The organism is Paraburkholderia phenoliruptrix, assembly GCF_047325075.1.
Classification (GTDB): Bacteria; Pseudomonadota; Gammaproteobacteria; order Burkholderiales; family Burkholderiaceae; genus Paraburkholderia; species Paraburkholderia phenoliruptrix.
This window is the reverse complement of sequence record NZ_CP168531.1, coordinates 2,175,031-2,188,900: the sequence shown is the minus strand read 5'-3', so window position 1 is coordinate 2,188,900 and position 13,870 is coordinate 2,175,031. Positions and strand designations below refer to the sequence as shown.

Below are 13,870 nucleotides of genomic sequence, written 5' to 3'. Positions count from 1 at the left end.
CCGCCGTGCTGATCCGGCACGCGACACACGCTCAGGAAAAAACGCTCAGGAACACGCAATCAGGCACAAGCAATCAGGCAAAACGCAAAGGAGCCACGCATGCCTCACCCGCTGCCACCCGTGCGCCGCGTCGCGATTCTCGGCGGCAACCGGATTCCGTTCGCCCGCTCGAACACGGCCTATGCGACCGCGTCGAATCAGGACATGCTGACTTTTACGCTGCAAGGGCTGATCGACCGCTATGAGCTGCACGGCGAACGCCTCGGCGAAGTCGCGGCAGGCGCGGTCATCAAGCATTCGCGCGACTTCAATCTGACGCGCGAATCCGTGCTGTCCACCACATTGGCGAAGGAAACACCCGCGTACGATGTGCAACAGGCCTGCGGCACCGGGCTCGAAGCGACGATACTCGTCGCCAACAAGATTGCGTTGGGACAGATCGACGTGGGCATCGCGGGCGGTGTGGATACGACGTCGGATGCGCCAATCGGCGTGAACGAAAACATGCGCAAGATTCTGCTCGAAGCGAATCGCGGCCGGAGTGCGGGCCAGCGCGTCGGCGCGCTCGCGAAGCTGCGGCCCGGCATGTTCTTCAAGCCGCTATTGCCGCGCAACGGCGAGCCGCGCACCGGTCTTTCAATGGGCGAGCACTGCGAGCTGATGGCAAAGCGCTGGAACATTTCGCGCGAAGCCCAGGACGTGCTCGCCTACGACAGCCACCGCAAGCTCGGGCAAGCGTATGCGCGCGGCTTTCTCAACGATCTGATGACGCCGTACCGCGGCCTCGCGCGCGACAACAATCTGCGCGCCGACCTGACGCTCGAAAAGCTCGCCTCGCTCAAGCCCGCCTTCGACCGCGACGCGGGCACGCTGACCGCCGGCAATTCCACGCCGCTCACCGACGGCGCGTCCGCCGTGCTGCTCGCCAGCGAAGACTGGGCCGCGCGCCGCGGCTTGCCGGTGCTCGCGTACCTGAGCTGGTCGGAAACCGCGGCCGTCGACTTCTTCGACAAGAAAGAAGGCCTCTTGATGGCGCCGGCCTACGCGGTGGCGCGCATGCTCGCGCGAGCGGGACTGACGTTGCAGGACTTCGATTTCTACGAGATCCACGAAGCGTTCGCGGCGCAGGTGTTGTGCACGCTCGCCGCCTGGCAGGACGACGAATACTGCCGCACGCAGTTGGGCCTCGACGCCCCGCTCGGCGCGATCGACCGCGCGAAACTCAATGTGAACGGCGGCTCGCTCGCGACGGGCCATCCGTTCGCCGCGACGGGCGCACGCATCGTCGCCGGTCTCGCGAAGATGCTTGCGCAGCTCGACGGACCGGCGGGCAGCGCGCGTGGACTGATTTCGATTTGCGCGGCGGGCGGCCAGGGCGTGGTGGCGATTCTGGAGCGCTGATCCTCCTCCCGCTTGCGCACGCCCAGCCTCTATACGAACACAGGAAGCCCAGGCTTCAGGAGACGACCGATGACCGAGCCCACTCAAGCCCCGCCCTCGCCCGCCGCTGCGAATGAGGCCGGCGCGCGCGCCGACGATCTCGCGCAGACAGCGCACAAAACGCTGCGCGCGCCGAACACCGACGGCATCTGGTACGCGTCGTATCCGGCCGGCGTGCCGCATGAAATCGACGTCGGCCAATACGAGTCGATCGTGCAGTTCTTCGACGAATGCATCGCGCGCTTCCGCGAGCGCGTCGCCTACGTGAGCGTCGGCGCAAGCATGACTTACGGCGAACTCGGCCGCAAGGCGAGCGCGTTCGCTGCGTATTTGCAGAGTATCGGCGTGGCGCCCGGCGAGCGCGTCGCGATCATGCTGCCCAATACGTTCCAGTATCCGGTGTCGCTCTTCGGCGTACTCAAAGCGGGCGCGGTGGTGGTCAACGTCAATCCGCTTTATACGGTGCGCGAGCTCGCGCATCAGTTGAAGGACAGCGGCGCGCAAACCATCGTCGTGTTCGAGAACTTTGCGAAGACGGTACAGGACGCGCTGCCGGGCACGAAAGTGCAGAACGTAATCGTGACGGGGCTAGGCGACCTGCTCGGGGACGGCCTGAATGTGAAGGGACGTCTGCTCAACTTCATGCTGCGTCACGTGAAGAAGATGGTGCCCGCCTACGATCTGCCGCAAGCGGTGCCGCTCCTGAAGGCGCTTGCCGTCGGCTACACGCGGCCCGTCACGCCGGTTCGGCTGACACATCACGACATTGCATTTCTTCAGTACACCGGAGGAACAACGGGCGTCGCGAAGGGTGCCATGCTCACGCATCGCAACATCATCGCGAATCTGCTGCAGGCCAAGGCGTGGTCGGAAGGACAACTGAGCGGCGAAACAGAAACGGTGCTCACGCCGCTTCCGCTCTATCACATCTATTCGCTCACGGTGAATGCGCTCATTTTCATGGGGCTCGGCGGGCGCAACATCCTGATCGCGAATCCGCGCGACATGAAGCGCGTGATGATGATCATCCGCCATGAGAAGTTCACCGGCATGACGGCGGTCAACACGCTCTATAACGCGTTTCTGGAAAACGAGGAGTTCTGCAAACGCGATTTCTCCGACCTCAAACTCGCGATGGCGGGCGGCATGGCGACGCAAAGGTCGGTGGCCGAGCGCTTCAAGGCGGTGACCGGCAAACCGATTATCGAAGGCTATGGCTTGACCGAATGCTCGCCGATCGTGTCGATGAATCCCGTCGACATTTCGAACCTGCGCGACTTCGAGGGCTCGATCGGTTTGCCCGCGCCGTCCACGCAAGTGCGCTTTCGCAAGGACGACGGCAGTTGGGCCGACATCGGCGAGGCGGGCGAGCTGTGCGTGAAAGGGCCGCAAGTCATGAAAGGCTACTGGAACCGCCCGGACGAAACCGCCAAGGTGATCGACGACGAAGGCTGGCTTGCGACCGGCGACATCGGCGTGATGGATTCGCGCGGCTTCATTCGTCTCATCGACCGCAAGAAGGACATGATTCTCGTGTCGGGGTTCAACGTGTACCCGAACGAGATCGAGGACGTAATCGCGGCGCATCCCGACGTGCGCGAAGTCGCTGCAATCGGTGTGCCCGACGAAGCCCAGGGCGAGCGCGTGAAAGTGTTTGTCGTGAAGCGCAATCCGTCGCTCACCGCCGAGCAGGTGATCGCGCATTGCCGCAAGAACCTGACGGGCTACAAGATTCCGAAAGTGGTCGAATTCCGCGACGAGCTACCGCAAACCAACGTCGGCAAGATTCTGCGCCGCGCGCTGCGCGACGAGGAACTCGCGAAGCAAAAGTCTGCCTGACAGGCAAGGCGCTTGCATGGGGTCTTGCGCCACCCTTCGGGAGAATTCGATGACGCATTGGCTGTTCGCACGCCTGTCCCGGTTTCGCTCGGTGCGTCCCGACGCGAAAGCCGCCGTGGGTGCCGCCGCGGGTGCCGCCACGGGTAGCTCCGCGAATCCGGGACGCAGGCTCCGGCCCGACGTGGCGCGGATTGGCGCGCTCATCGCATGGGCGGCGCTCGGTGTCGCGAGTTCGCCCGTGTTCGCGCAAAACGACGACAAGCCGCCGCCGCTCGAAGCAGCAAGCGCGGTCAAGCCGCCATCCACGCCGGCCTCGCAGGTCGGCAAGCTGACGCTCGACCAGCAGGTGAAATGGCTGCGCGCCGCGCAGCAAAGCGGCGCACTCGAAGCGCTCGACGACGCGCAACTGGCCGCGCTTTTCAAGTCGCTCGATCCGCTCGCGCTGCCGCGCTATATCAAGGAAGGCCCGAACGGCTATGCGTCGTATGAGTTCACGATGTCGCGCGCCGAACGCATTCGCGGCCAGTGGCCCGACAAGCCCGATCACATGCTGGTGCGCGTCGCGCACGACCCGCTGCGCATCTACGCAAAATGGCTGCCGGACGGCGCGCACGCGGGCCAGGAAATCATCTACGACGAGTCCAAACGTACCGACGAAATGTACGGCCACCTCGGCGGCATCATGAACGTCATGCCGCTCTGGACGTCGCTGAACGGCGCCCTTGCCCGCTCGCAATCGAACCACCAGGTGCGCGATCTCGGCACCGAATATATCGCCCGGCAGTATCTCGAAGAGGGCAAGAAATATATCGAGGCCGGTTTGCCGCGCTCGACGCAGATCGAAGTGAAGACCATCGACGGCGTGCGCGTGCTTGCATTGACCTTCGAGACGCCCACCGGCCAGCCGCAGTTCTACGCGAAAAAGGAAACGCTCGGGCTCGATTTGCGGCACCCGTATTTCCGCACCGTCGAGTCTTACGACAACGAAGGCCGCATCTTCGAAAGGATCGTCTTCGAAACGATTACGCCGAAAACCTTCGACGACGCGACGTTCGACCCGAAAAACAAGGCTTATAAGTTCTAACGCGGGGCCAGCACGAAGCTCACCTGCGCCGACTGTGCGTCCTGTTCGTGGCTGTGCTCAAGCCGATGCGTTGCGCGAGTGGCGAGTTCCTTCAGCACGAAGTAGTCCGACGCGCGCGTGACGCCTATCAACCACGGCGTCGTGCCGGCATCGGCGGATTGACTCAGCAGCGGTAGGAGCCTCAGGTGCCACAGGAGCCCGATGTCGTCGCCGGTTTCGAAAACGGGCAGGTTCATCGCCGTGGTGCAGCGGGCGAACGCGGCGCTCGCGGGCAAGCTCGAATCGGCAATCGCGAAGGTGCCGCCGCGCGCCGCGGCGTGCGCGAGCCCAGCCCACGGCAAGGCCCACGCCGAGCCCGCCGGGGTGGAAAGCCATGCACTCGTCATCATGAAAGTGCGCCGGTCCATGGTGGTTCTCCGCCGACCTCATGCGTGCCCCGTTGCGCTCATGCGCTCACGCGATCACGCGATCACGTATAACCGCGCCGATCGCGCCACGCCGCCGGCCAGATGCCCTGCTTGCCCGGCGCGAGAATACCGTTGGGGTCGAGCGCGTCCTTGATCGTTTCGGATAGCCGCAGCAACGCGCCGTCGTTGAAACTGTATTGCGCAGCGGCAAAGTCCATGTACGCAAGGTGCGCGCGGTATTCGCCGTAGCCGGCCGCGCGCGCGTCGCTCATCAGCGAGCGCAGCAGCGCGCCCGCCTGCTCGACCTGACCTGCGTCGTCACGATCGAAAATCGCCGCGAAGATGTGGTGCAGATGACGCACGCCGGCAGTAAAGCCGCCGTAGTAATCGAAGCCATATTCCGCCGCGCGCGCCTTGACCATGAAGTATTGGCGCAGCGCATCGCGCCCGGTTGCGGGACACACCGGCGCGAAATCCACATGGGCGCCCGCGCCGCCGCGCCAGTCGAGCATGCGAAAAGCGCTCATCGCCGGGATGCCGGCAAGATTGCGGTCGCCGCCCGCGACGGGCTCTGCGTCGCCTGAATAGCGTCTGGCGAAAAGTCGCGCGTCCTTCACGCGTGCGAAGGCCCGCTGAACGATCGCATAGCGCGCGTCGATCAGCTCCGGCGTACCGTACAGTGCGAAATGCAGGTTCCAGCGGCCGACGTTCAGCTTGTCGAGCATCGCGGCCACCGCGTTTTCGGGCATCGCGCCCGGACCGTCGTACCACTCGCGGCGCGCCGACAGCCCGGCTGCGCGCCGCAAGCCGCCTTCGATCACCGCCTGATTGCGGATCGTTTCGTCAAGACGCAACGGCCGCAGTATCTCGACGATCGCTTCCAGATCCGTTTCATGGCGAAACTGGATTTCGCCGAGCAGATACGCGGGCGGCGCCGGCATCAGCCACACGCCGAGTTTGGTGACGACGCCGTAGTTGGACTGCATGAACATCGCGTCGAACGACGGTCCGTAGCCCGGCTGGTAGAGCTGCCACGCGGTGCTCGTGTCGATCGCGCCCATGCCGGTGCGCAGCACGTCGCCGTTGGCGAGCACCACTTCCATTCCGCATTGCGTGGCCGCATGGTCGCCGTACGGCGTATAGCCGAAGCCGCGCTCGAGCGTATTGCCGACCACGCTGCCCCAGCCCGCCGCCGGCGGATCGACCCACAGCCGGTAGCCGCGCTCCCTCAGATGCGCGTGCAGATCGAAGTAGCTGACGCCCGGCTCGACGAGCGCATAGGCGAGCGTCTCGTTCACTTCGAGGATGCGGTTCATCCGTTGCAGATCCAGCACGACGGAGCCCGTCAGACGGGGCGCCGCGCCGCCGTACGCGAAGTTGCGCCCGGTGGAGACGGTCCACAACGGAATGCGATAGTGATTGGCCACGCGCAGAATCGCGCGGATTTCTTCGACGGATGCGGGCAGCAGCGCGGCACTCGCCGCAAACGCCGCGCGCTCGCCGGGCGCAAACGGGTCGAGATAGGCCGAGCGTCCGGCTGCCGAATCGACCACATGCTGCTCGCCGACGATCGCCCGCCACGCGGCCAGCGCCGCGTCGAACTGAGCGGCGGAAAGCTTCGGCGGCAGCTGGCGGCTCAAGGGCGTGTCCTCTGCGGCGTGCGCGGCTCTTCTGGGCGCGTGGCGATTACCACTCTTGCCACTATTCCCACTATTCCCACTATTGCCACGCTTCCGGCTTGCCGCCGAGCGCGCTGCACACGTCCACGGCGATCGAGCGCAGCTTGCCTTCCGCGATGGGTCCCGACAGTGCATAGCCCATGCCGTCGCTGATCCAGTAGAAGGTGCGCCGGTTGCCGTCGCGCAGCAGGCGGAAGGCGTTCTCGTCGCGCGCCGTGCCCGTCACGTACAGCGTGAGGCGCGCGCCCGCGCGGTTCTCGTACATGAATTGCGCAGCGGGCCCCGCGTCGCCGGGCAACAGCCGCCCGCCCACCAGCGAGTAACCGTATTCCTGCAACGACGGCACCGAAAGCGGCCGGTTCAGCCGCCTGGAGAGCCAGTTGATCAGATGCTCTTCCTCGCTCGCCGCCACTTCCACGGGATGCCGCCGCTCCGGCGTGTAGACCGCATACGCAATGTCGGCGCGCTCGGCGAAACTCGGGGCGCGTGCGCCCAGGCCGTTCCATGCGCCGCCCGTCAGGCGCGGCGCGAGCGGGCCGAGCGCGAGCGCGAGCCCGGCGCCCAGAGCGAGCCAGCACGCGGCGACACCGACATGCCGCCACCACGGCGTGCGCGGACGCAGCACGATGACGGCGGGGTCGTCGGCGCTCGGCGATGAGTCGTGGCCAGGAAGCGGCGCGTGGCTCGCGGCAGCGCGCGGCGTATCGGCCTGCGGCGCGCCGCACAACACGCGCAGCGCGGCTTTTTGCGCGCGCCACGCGGCCACCCGCGCGGCGGCTTGCGGATGCGCGGCGAGCAGCGCGGCAATGCGCTCGCGCTCGCCGGCGGACACCTCATCGTCGACGAACGCCGACAGCGCTCGCAGATCCACCCCGTCGGGCAAGCTGGCATCGTGGTCGTTATTCATCGCGGATTTCTCACTACTTTCAGCGGCGGCTTGCGCGCCGGCCCTTGCCTCGCCCCTTCGCCGGTCCCCTCGGCGGGCCCTTCCAGCAACACGCGCAGATGCTCGCGCGCGCGCGACAGCCGCGACATCACCGTGCCCACCGGCACGCCGAGCGCTTTCGACGTCTCCTGATACGTCAGTTCCTCCACGCAGACGAGCAGCAGCACCTCACGCTGCTCGAGCGGCAAACAATACAGCGCGCGCTGCAGATCGCGCAGCACGAGCCCGTCGACCTCGCGTGGCGGCGCCTCGAGATTGCGCCAGGGGGCGCTTTCTTCGTCGACTGTAATCTCGCGGCGGCCGCGCAATTGATCGATATACAGATGCCGCAGGATGGTGAGCAGCCACGCGCGCAGATTGCTGTTCGGCCGGAACGCCGTCCAGCGCGCGAGCGCGCGCTCCGCCGTGTCCTGCACGAGGTCGTCGGCCCACGCGCGGTCCCCGGTCAGCGCCCGCGCATAGCGGCGCAGCTGCGGGAGCCACGCAATCACTTCGGCTTCGAAGCTCACCCGGAGCGCAAACGCTCAGTAGCCGCCGCCGCTGCCACTGCCGCCGCTCCCGCTGGTGCTGGACGCGCTGCTGTCGGTCGCGGACGTGCAGGCGCTCGTGGCGAGCGAGCCCAGTGCGAGGGCGAACAGCATGAGGATCATGCCGAGAATGCGGGTGGATTTCATGTGAGTCTCCATCTGGGCCAGAGTGGGCGGTTCAACTGTGCGATGCTGTCCCTGTCTTAACGCACGGGCCCGGCGATTTATTCCGACGATGCACCGCGTGAGGCCAGCTTTTTCCGCCATTGGCGTCGGCAAGCGCCTGCTCTGGCCGAAGAAGCCGGCCAATGCCCGGCTGATTTGGTAACTCAACGTTACAGCCCCTAGTTACCAGGTGCTTATGTGAGCGCAAGCCGTTATAGTGGACGCAGTTCGCCCGCCGACGCGTTCTGCCCCTACACAGGGTAGAATCGCGGCGAACCACCGTCTTTCTAACCTGAATTGTCCATGGCTTCCGCAGAATCGCATCCGCAAAACGACTTCATGAACGCTGCGCGCAAAGAACGAAAGCGCGTTGAGATCTACCTCGTCAACGGCATCCGCCTGACGGGCTGCATCGAGTCGTTCGACCAATATCTGGTGATGCTGCGCACGCCCGTCGGCCTGCAGGGCATCTACAAGCGCGCCATCTCGACAATCCAGCTCGACACCGGCACCCGCCCGGCGCCGCGCGCCGGCCGCCCGTCGCATGGTGAACATACTACTCGCGGACCTCACGGTTCGCGCGAGCATCGTGAACCCCGCGAACCTCGCGAACCCCGCGAACCGCGCGAATCGTACGGTGCGCCGTCCGACCGGGCCGCCCCGGAACGCGGCGCCGCGTCGGACGCTCCGGTGGTCGTGACACGCCGCCGGCGTCTGTTCGGCACGGGTGGCGACGGCGGGAACCATGGCAATCACGGCGGCAGCGGGAACGGCGGGCACGAGTAAGCAACTGGCTCAACATGAAGCCGGGGCGGCGCCGGTCACTCCTGGAGAGGACCGAGCCGCTGCAGAATTTTCTCTACTCTCGCTACCTGCTGTTCCGACAGCTCGAACTTGCACTTGACCGCCAACAGCCGGCGCCGCCAGTAGCCGGCGTCCAGCATCCGCTGCGCCGGCTGCTTCGTTGCCCAATCCAGATGGTCCAACTCTGCTTCCACCACGTGTGAAGCATTGAAACGCTTCGGGCGCACGGGTTTCCTGTTCATGGTTTTCGCTGCCTCGTGGTTCGTCGATTGAGTTTGTCGACTGAGTTGGTCAACTGAGTTCGCGCCCCTCCCGAAGCTTGTCCTGCCCGCTCGCCGCCGGCGGTCCGATGGACCGGTCCACGCAACCGGCCGTTGATTGTTGTTGACCGCACGGCCTTCCTGCGACACACGGAAAACGAGCCGGCGTGCCCACGTTTGAAGTTTCTGCTGATTTGATATTGAGCGGCGCGCCCCCGCGAGCGCCCGGGCGCGCCGTTGTCGTCTCGCGTGGCGTGGCGAGGCGCGTGCGCGTCTTAGGCCGTCCGGCCAATGCCGCTGGCGCAGCGTTTGCGCTATGCTGAATCGTCGAATGTGTCCACTGGAAGCCCGCCATGACAAGCAACAAGCCCACGGCGCCGCCGTCCGCCGGAAAGCAGACGGAGCGTGCGCTCGACTCTACGGATAGCCGCCTCGACGAGGCGCTAGAAGAAAGCTTCCCCGCGAGCGACCCGATCGCCGTCCATGACGACGACGCACAAGGAGCGTCGAAACCGCCATCGCACCAGCCGGTGGAAAAAAAGAAGCAGCGCTAGCGCGCGGCGAAAAACAGGTGGCGAGCCGCCAACGCATCGCGCGCACTATGCGTGAGCGCGATGCGGCTGCAAAGATGCGGTGTATCGCTAGCCCGGTCTGGTGGACGTTTTGGGCAACGTCGCGCTGGGCTCGCGTGAAGCAGTCGGACTGTCCGGCTCAATGCACGGGCAAGCCGCTTTCCAGCTGCCGTTGCAGTTCGCGCACCTGGCGCTGGGCGGCCCGCAGTTGCTCCTGCGCCGCAGACTTTTGCTGGGCGAGCGCCACGGCTTCGGCACGGGTCTGTTGCTGCTGGTTCGCCACAATGGTCTGCTGCTGGCGGGCGACGTCGAGGTCCGCCTGCAGCCGGTTGGCGCGGCTTTGCGAGAGCGCGATCATGCGTTCCGTGAACGCCTTTTGCGCTTCGAGCTGCGTGCGGCGAATTTCCACGTCCGAGAGCTGCACGGTCTGGCGCACGAAGTCGCGGTAAATCATTTCAGCGCGCGCCGCGTCCTGCGTCTTAATGACGCGCCAGAAGTTCTTCTGCTGGAAGAGCGCCACGTAGTACGTCATCTCCTTGCCGTGGAACAGCAAGCTTGCGCCGTAACTGCCGTTGTAGGTGGTGCGCAGCTCGCTCAGGTCGGAGCCTTTGATCATCTGCTGCAATTCCGCGACGTTGCCCGCAGCGGATTGCTTCGCTTCCTCAGGCGTGAGCGCCGAAGTCTGAACCTGCGTCTGCGCCGGCAACGGCGTGGACGGCAGCGCGGCTGTGGTACCGGGCTGGGAAACGACGCCGGCGGTTCCGTTGTTCTCAGGCAGGGACTGTGCGCATGCGCCTTGTGCTACCCCCAACGCCATGATCGCGGCAACGGCGATCTGTCGTAGTTTCGACTTGTGGTCCATGTAATTCCTGCTTCGACAGTTTTTGTTTTAGTTCCCAATCGTCTCATTATTACTCACTTTCGCGGGTTTCGGGCTCTTCGTCGAAAATTTGGTACTTACGCATTTTCTCCCACAGCACCTTGCGGCTGATGCCGAGATAGAGCGCCGTATCCTGACGCCGCCAGCTGTTGGCGTCGAGTGCGGCGATCACGCGGTTGCGCTCGGCCATGTCCCATTTGCTGCGGTCCACGAGCACCTCGGCTGCGCTTTCCGCCGGCACGGGCTGGCTGCTGCGGGCGAGCGCGAGGAGCCGCTGCAGGCGCGCGGCGTCCCATGCGCCGATCTGGCGCACCGTCACGCCGATCCGTTCGGCGAGGTTGCGCAGCTCGCGCACGTTGCCGGGAAAATACGTATCGGCAACGGCGTCCGCCAGCCAGTACGGCAAATCCGGCAGGCCGGCGAGGCGCTCGGCGCCCACCACCTGGGCGATGAAGGCCTTGAAGATCGCGATCTTGTCGACTGCGCCCCGCTCTTCCAGCGACGGAATCTTCAGCTCGATCACCGCGAGCCGGTAGTACAGATCCGCGCGAAAGCTGCCGTCCTTAACCAGCTGCGGCAGATGCTTGTTGGTCGCCGCAACGAGCCGGAAGTCGAGCTTGACGGGGGTCGCCGAGCCGATGCGCGTGACCGCGCTGTCCTCCAGCACGCGCAGCAGCTTGACCTGCTGGTAAAGCGGCAGATCGCCGATTTCGTCGAGAAAGAGCGTGCCGCCGTCGGCCTGCTCGAAGTAGCCCTTGTGTGCAACGACCGCGCCGGTAAACGAGCCCTTCGAGTGGCCGAAAAAGAGCGACTCGAACAGGCCGTCGGGAATTGCGCCGCAATTCACCGCGACGAACGGCCCCTTGCCGTAGCGGCTATGTTTTTCGTGCAGCAGTTGCGCGATGCGCTCCTTACCCACGCCGGTCTCGCCGTGCACGAGCACGCTCGTGTCGCAGTCGGCGAATGTATCGACTTCGTGCAGCAGCGCCTGCATGCACTCCGAGTTGGCGATCATCGCGTCGGACTCGTGCGTCTTCGCGCTGTGCGCGCGCATCTGCAGCACGAGCTTCGTCACCATGCCGCGCAGCTCGGCGCAGGTGAAGTCGAGCGGCAGGATGTGCGAGTACTCGGCCGGATACATGGAGGGATCGTGGTCGCGCGGCGCGGCGCCGACCCAGACCACCGGAATGCCGTGCGCAGCCTGCCAGTCGCGCAGAATGAACGCGCCGCTGTCGATCACCGACACGCTGATGATCGCGAGCGAAGGCCGCAGCGCCGTCCGCTCGGGCGAAATCGCGATGTCGTCGGCACGGATCACTTCGACGTCGAAGCTCGCCATGCAGCGCGCGACCCGGTCGACGATGTCGGCCTTGCCCTCCCAGACGTAAATATCGAGTTCCTCGATTTTGGTGGTGGTTCTCATGGTCGCCGAATCAATAAACCAGTTGTGCCTGACCGCAGGCAAGTCCGAGGTCGTGAACCGTGCTCACGCCGAGCTGCACACCGAGCAGTTGCAGCAGCGGAACGAGCAGCAGGTCGAGCGAATTCAGTACGGGCGCGAGCAGCCCGGCAAGCGCGCTCAGCAGCGGCGCAGCGAGCACGGTGATGTCGACGCCGAGCGCCGTGGCGTGCATCGAACTCCCGAGGCTGCCCGCGAGCTGGCTGAGGAGCCCGCTCGTCGCGGAGCCGAGCGCGTTGGTGTTCGTGCTCTGATAGTCGTCGCTGTCGCCGGTCACGTTGTTAAAGCGCAGCACGCTCGGCGCCGCCTTCATGCCGAGATTCCAGCCGTTCGAGGGTGAGCTGGTTCCGAGCGTGACGTTTATCACGCCGAGGCTCAGCAGCGGCACGCTCACCGACGTCAACGAAGCGGGCTTCGTGCAGGAGGTGGCCGTCGTCGTATTGGTGAAATTGCTGGACGCGTCGCTGCCCGCGCACAGCGACACCAGATCTGGCGTCACCGAGATCCAGCTGTAGCTCGTGGACTTCTGCGTCGAACATTGCGTGGCCTGCAAGCCGGCGGTACCGTCCGCGACTTCCAGATAGATCGGCAGATTGAGAAGGCTCACGTTGACGAGCGAAGGAAATCCTGACCCGAGCCCCACATTGACGTTGACCAGCTGCACGTTCAGATAAAGCTGTACCGAAGCCGAATGCGCGCTCGTGCGGTAGCTGCCGTCCGGATAGGTGCCGGCCTCGCCCACGGCGATCACGGGCGGCCTCAGAATCCGCGCCTCGGCCGTCACATTGGCGAGCGGGCTCAGGTTAAGCGCGGTCCCCAGGTTCACCGCCGCGTTGCCATGCGCGATTTCCGCGGCGATCATGAGCGCGTCGAGCGCATTGATGCTGGCTGTGGCCGCCGCTTCCGGATTGGCGAGGCCGACCGCCAGCAATCCGCTCGTGCCGGCCGTGTCGCCGAGACTGATTTTGTTCGAGCCCGTCGACGCGCTCGCAATCGTGTTCAGTCCGCTGATCACGCTCGCGCTCGCCACATTGCCCTGACTGAGCGCGGTTGCCATCGCGGTCGCAAGTTGCGCGACCGTTACCTGCGCCTGCAGCAACTGCGACATCGAGGCGACGCCCAGTGCGGCGGCGAGATCCGACAGCTTGACCTGCGCGGTGGCAAGCCCCTGATAAGACGCGACGTCGAGATTGACATTGCTGCCGAGCAGCCCGTTCAACAGCCCGTTGAGCAGCCCGCCGGAAAGGGTCGCCACTGACGTGCTCAGCGAAAACGAGCGAATGTTGGTGGCCTGCGCGACGGCGCTTGCGCTCAGCTCGCGCGTCTGGCCGATGAGGAACAGGAACGGCACCGGCCGGCTGACCACCACCTGCAAGGCGTTGAGCGGCGTGCCCGAGGCGGCGAAGTACGACTGGCCGGCATTGGCCGACGGGTCCCATCGGCCGCAGGTTGTCTGGACTGCGCCGTCGCCTGGCAGGCCGTTGGCGGTCGCATTGAGCTGGGCGGAACTCGCGGCCGCTGCACAGCCGCCCGCGCTGCCGATCAGCTGAACGCCGGCAGCGGCGGCGAGATCGGCAGTGCGCTGCAAATCGCGGCGCGCGTAATAGAAGTGGCCGATATCGACGGCGCCGAGCGCGATGACCGCGAGGCTCACCCACACTGCCGCAAGCAGGGCAATCGCGCCGCGCTGCCTGCGCGCGACGAAGCCGCCCGCGCGACGCTGCAGGCACAGCGAGCGAGGCGCGCGCGAATGGCACCAATGGCACCCATAGTGCGAAGAGCGGCGCGCGGGATCGCGTGAGCGCATA

The 13,870-nt window shown here is 65.5% G+C and carries 14 protein-coding genes; 5 read left to right on the top strand and 9 right to left on the bottom strand.

The window, feature by feature from the left end; translation table 11 throughout:
• Nucleotides 1–99: 99 nt before the first annotated feature.
• The 3 genes from ACEN8U_RS21900 to ACEN8U_RS21890 all read left to right on the top strand — a co-directional run bounded on the left by ACEN8U_RS21900 (nucleotide 100) and on the right by ACEN8U_RS21890 (nucleotide 4,363).
• Nucleotides 100–1,401, top strand: coding sequence for an acetyl-CoA C-acetyltransferase (locus tag ACEN8U_RS21900; RefSeq protein WP_310110120.1), 1,302 nt, complete (start codon nucleotides 100–102; stop codon nucleotides 1,399–1,401).
• Between the two features lie 69 nt (nucleotides 1,402–1,470).
• Complete coding sequence (locus ACEN8U_RS21895; RefSeq protein WP_310110119.1) at nucleotides 1,471–3,279, top strand: AMP-binding protein; 1,809 nt, start codon at nucleotides 1,471–1,473, stop codon at nucleotides 3,277–3,279.
• A 49-nt stretch (nucleotides 3,280–3,328) separates the two neighbouring features.
• Complete coding sequence (locus tag ACEN8U_RS21890; RefSeq protein WP_310110118.1) at nucleotides 3,329–4,363, top strand: DUF1571 domain-containing protein; 1,035 nt, start codon at nucleotides 3,329–3,331, stop codon at nucleotides 4,361–4,363.
• On the opposite strand, the gene ACEN8U_RS21885 is transcribed toward ACEN8U_RS21890, so the two are convergent.
• The 5 genes from ACEN8U_RS21885 to ACEN8U_RS21865 all read right to left on the bottom strand — a co-directional run bounded on the left by ACEN8U_RS21885 (nucleotide 4,360) and on the right by ACEN8U_RS21865 (nucleotide 8,069).
• Complete coding sequence (locus ACEN8U_RS21885) at nucleotides 4,360–4,770, bottom strand: hypothetical protein (protein ID WP_310110117.1); 411 nt, start codon at nucleotides 4,768–4,770, stop codon at nucleotides 4,360–4,362. The genes ACEN8U_RS21890 and ACEN8U_RS21885 overlap by 4 nt on opposite strands.
• Nucleotides 4,771–4,832: 62 nt before the next feature.
• Entirely contained in the window at nucleotides 4,833–6,410 is a 1,578-nt protein-coding gene (locus ACEN8U_RS21880) for an FAD-binding oxidoreductase (protein ID WP_310110115.1), read from the bottom strand.
• 79 nt (nucleotides 6,411–6,489) lie between these two features.
• Nucleotides 6,490–7,356: an anti-sigma factor gene (locus tag ACEN8U_RS21875; protein WP_310110112.1), complete on the bottom strand. Its 867-nt coding sequence runs from the start codon at nucleotides 7,354–7,356 to the stop codon at nucleotides 6,490–6,492.
• On the bottom strand, nucleotides 7,353–7,904 hold the full coding sequence (locus ACEN8U_RS21870) for an RNA polymerase sigma factor (protein WP_310110110.1): 552 nt from the start codon (nucleotides 7,902–7,904) through the stop codon (nucleotides 7,353–7,355). Before ACEN8U_RS21870 ends, ACEN8U_RS21875 begins: the two co-directional genes overlap by 4 nt.
• Nucleotides 7,905–7,919: 15 nt before the next feature.
• The gene (locus ACEN8U_RS21865; RefSeq protein WP_310110108.1) at nucleotides 7,920–8,069 is read right to left on the bottom strand and encodes a hypothetical protein; all 150 of its coding nucleotides are present in this window, start codon (nucleotides 8,067–8,069) and stop codon (nucleotides 7,920–7,922) included.
• Nucleotides 8,070–8,390: 321 nt separating this feature from the next.
• Between ACEN8U_RS21865 and hfq the strand changes: the two genes are divergently transcribed.
• Nucleotides 8,391–8,873, top strand: a complete 483-nt coding sequence (hfq, locus tag ACEN8U_RS21860) for an RNA chaperone Hfq (protein ID WP_310110107.1) — start codon at nucleotides 8,391–8,393, stop codon at nucleotides 8,871–8,873.
• Between the two features lie 35 nt (nucleotides 8,874–8,908).
• On the opposite strand, the gene ACEN8U_RS21855 is transcribed toward hfq, so the two are convergent.
• Complete coding sequence (locus ACEN8U_RS21855; protein WP_013588084.1) at nucleotides 8,909–9,133, bottom strand: hypothetical protein; 225 nt, start codon at nucleotides 9,131–9,133, stop codon at nucleotides 8,909–8,911.
• A 371-nt stretch (nucleotides 9,134–9,504) separates the two neighbouring features.
• Between ACEN8U_RS21855 and ACEN8U_RS21850 the strand changes: the two genes are divergently transcribed.
• Nucleotides 9,505–9,705, top strand: coding sequence for a hypothetical protein (locus ACEN8U_RS21850; RefSeq protein ID WP_310110106.1), 201 nt, complete (start codon nucleotides 9,505–9,507; stop codon nucleotides 9,703–9,705).
• Between the two features lie 157 nt (nucleotides 9,706–9,862).
• On the opposite strand, the gene ACEN8U_RS21845 is transcribed toward ACEN8U_RS21850, so the two are convergent.
• Genes ACEN8U_RS21845 through ACEN8U_RS21835 form a run of 3 tightly spaced genes read right to left on the bottom strand, consistent with a single transcriptional unit; the run spans nucleotide 9,863 to nucleotide 13,869 of the window.
• Nucleotides 9,863–10,585 carry a DUF2968 domain-containing protein gene (locus ACEN8U_RS21845; protein ID WP_310110105.1) on the bottom strand — a complete coding sequence of 241 codons (723 nt, stop codon included), beginning with the start codon at nucleotides 10,583–10,585 and terminating at the stop codon, nucleotides 9,863–9,865.
• 49 nt (nucleotides 10,586–10,634) lie between these two features.
• Nucleotides 10,635–12,026 (bottom strand): sigma 54-interacting transcriptional regulator, encoded by a 1,392-nt coding sequence (locus ACEN8U_RS21840; RefSeq protein WP_013588081.1) that lies wholly within the window; start codon nucleotides 12,024–12,026, stop codon nucleotides 10,635–10,637.
• A gap of 10 nt (nucleotides 12,027–12,036) precedes the next feature.
• Nucleotides 12,037–13,869: a TadG family pilus assembly protein gene (locus ACEN8U_RS21835; RefSeq protein ID WP_310110104.1), complete on the bottom strand. Its 1,833-nt coding sequence runs from the start codon at nucleotides 13,867–13,869 to the stop codon at nucleotides 12,037–12,039.
• Between the last annotated feature and the right edge of the window lies 1 nt (nucleotide 13,870).

What these genes read in the sequence shown, in the direction of transcription:
- ACEN8U_RS21900 (WP_310110120.1), top strand. Translation starts at nt 100, where the DNA reads ATGCCTCACCCGCTGCCACCCGTGCGCCGCGTCGCGATTCTCGGCGGC.
- ACEN8U_RS21895 (WP_310110119.1), top strand. Translation starts at nt 1,471, where the DNA reads ATGACCGAGCCCACTCAAGCCCCGCCCTCGCCCGCCGCTGCGAATGAG.
- ACEN8U_RS21890 (WP_310110118.1), top strand. Translation starts at nt 3,329, where the DNA reads ATGACGCATTGGCTGTTCGCACGCCTGTCCCGGTTTCGCTCGGTGCGT.
- ACEN8U_RS21885 (WP_310110117.1), bottom strand. Translation starts at nt 4,770, where the DNA reads ATGGACCGGCGCACTTTCATGATGACGAGTGCATGGCTTTCCACCCCG.
- ACEN8U_RS21875 (WP_310110112.1), bottom strand. Translation starts at nt 7,356, where the DNA reads ATGAATAACGACCACGATGCCAGCTTGCCCGACGGGGTGGATCTGCGA.
- ACEN8U_RS21865 (WP_310110108.1), bottom strand. Translation starts at nt 8,069, where the DNA reads ATGAAATCCACCCGCATTCTCGGCATGATCCTCATGCTGTTCGCCCTC.
- hfq (WP_310110107.1), top strand. Translation starts at nt 8,391, where the DNA reads ATGGCTTCCGCAGAATCGCATCCGCAAAACGACTTCATGAACGCTGCG.
- ACEN8U_RS21855 (WP_013588084.1), bottom strand. Translation starts at nt 9,133, where the DNA reads ATGAACAGGAAACCCGTGCGCCCGAAGCGTTTCAATGCTTCACACGTG.
- ACEN8U_RS21850 (WP_310110106.1), top strand. Translation starts at nt 9,505, where the DNA reads ATGACAAGCAACAAGCCCACGGCGCCGCCGTCCGCCGGAAAGCAGACG.
- ACEN8U_RS21845 (WP_310110105.1), bottom strand. Translation starts at nt 10,585, where the DNA reads ATGGACCACAAGTCGAAACTACGACAGATCGCCGTTGCCGCGATCATG.
- ACEN8U_RS21840 (WP_013588081.1), bottom strand. Translation starts at nt 12,026, where the DNA reads ATGAGAACCACCACCAAAATCGAGGAACTCGATATTTACGTCTGGGAG.
- ACEN8U_RS21835 (WP_310110104.1), bottom strand. Translation starts at nt 13,869, where the DNA reads ATGCGCTCACGCGATCCCGCGCGCCGCTCTTCGCACTATGGGTGCCAT.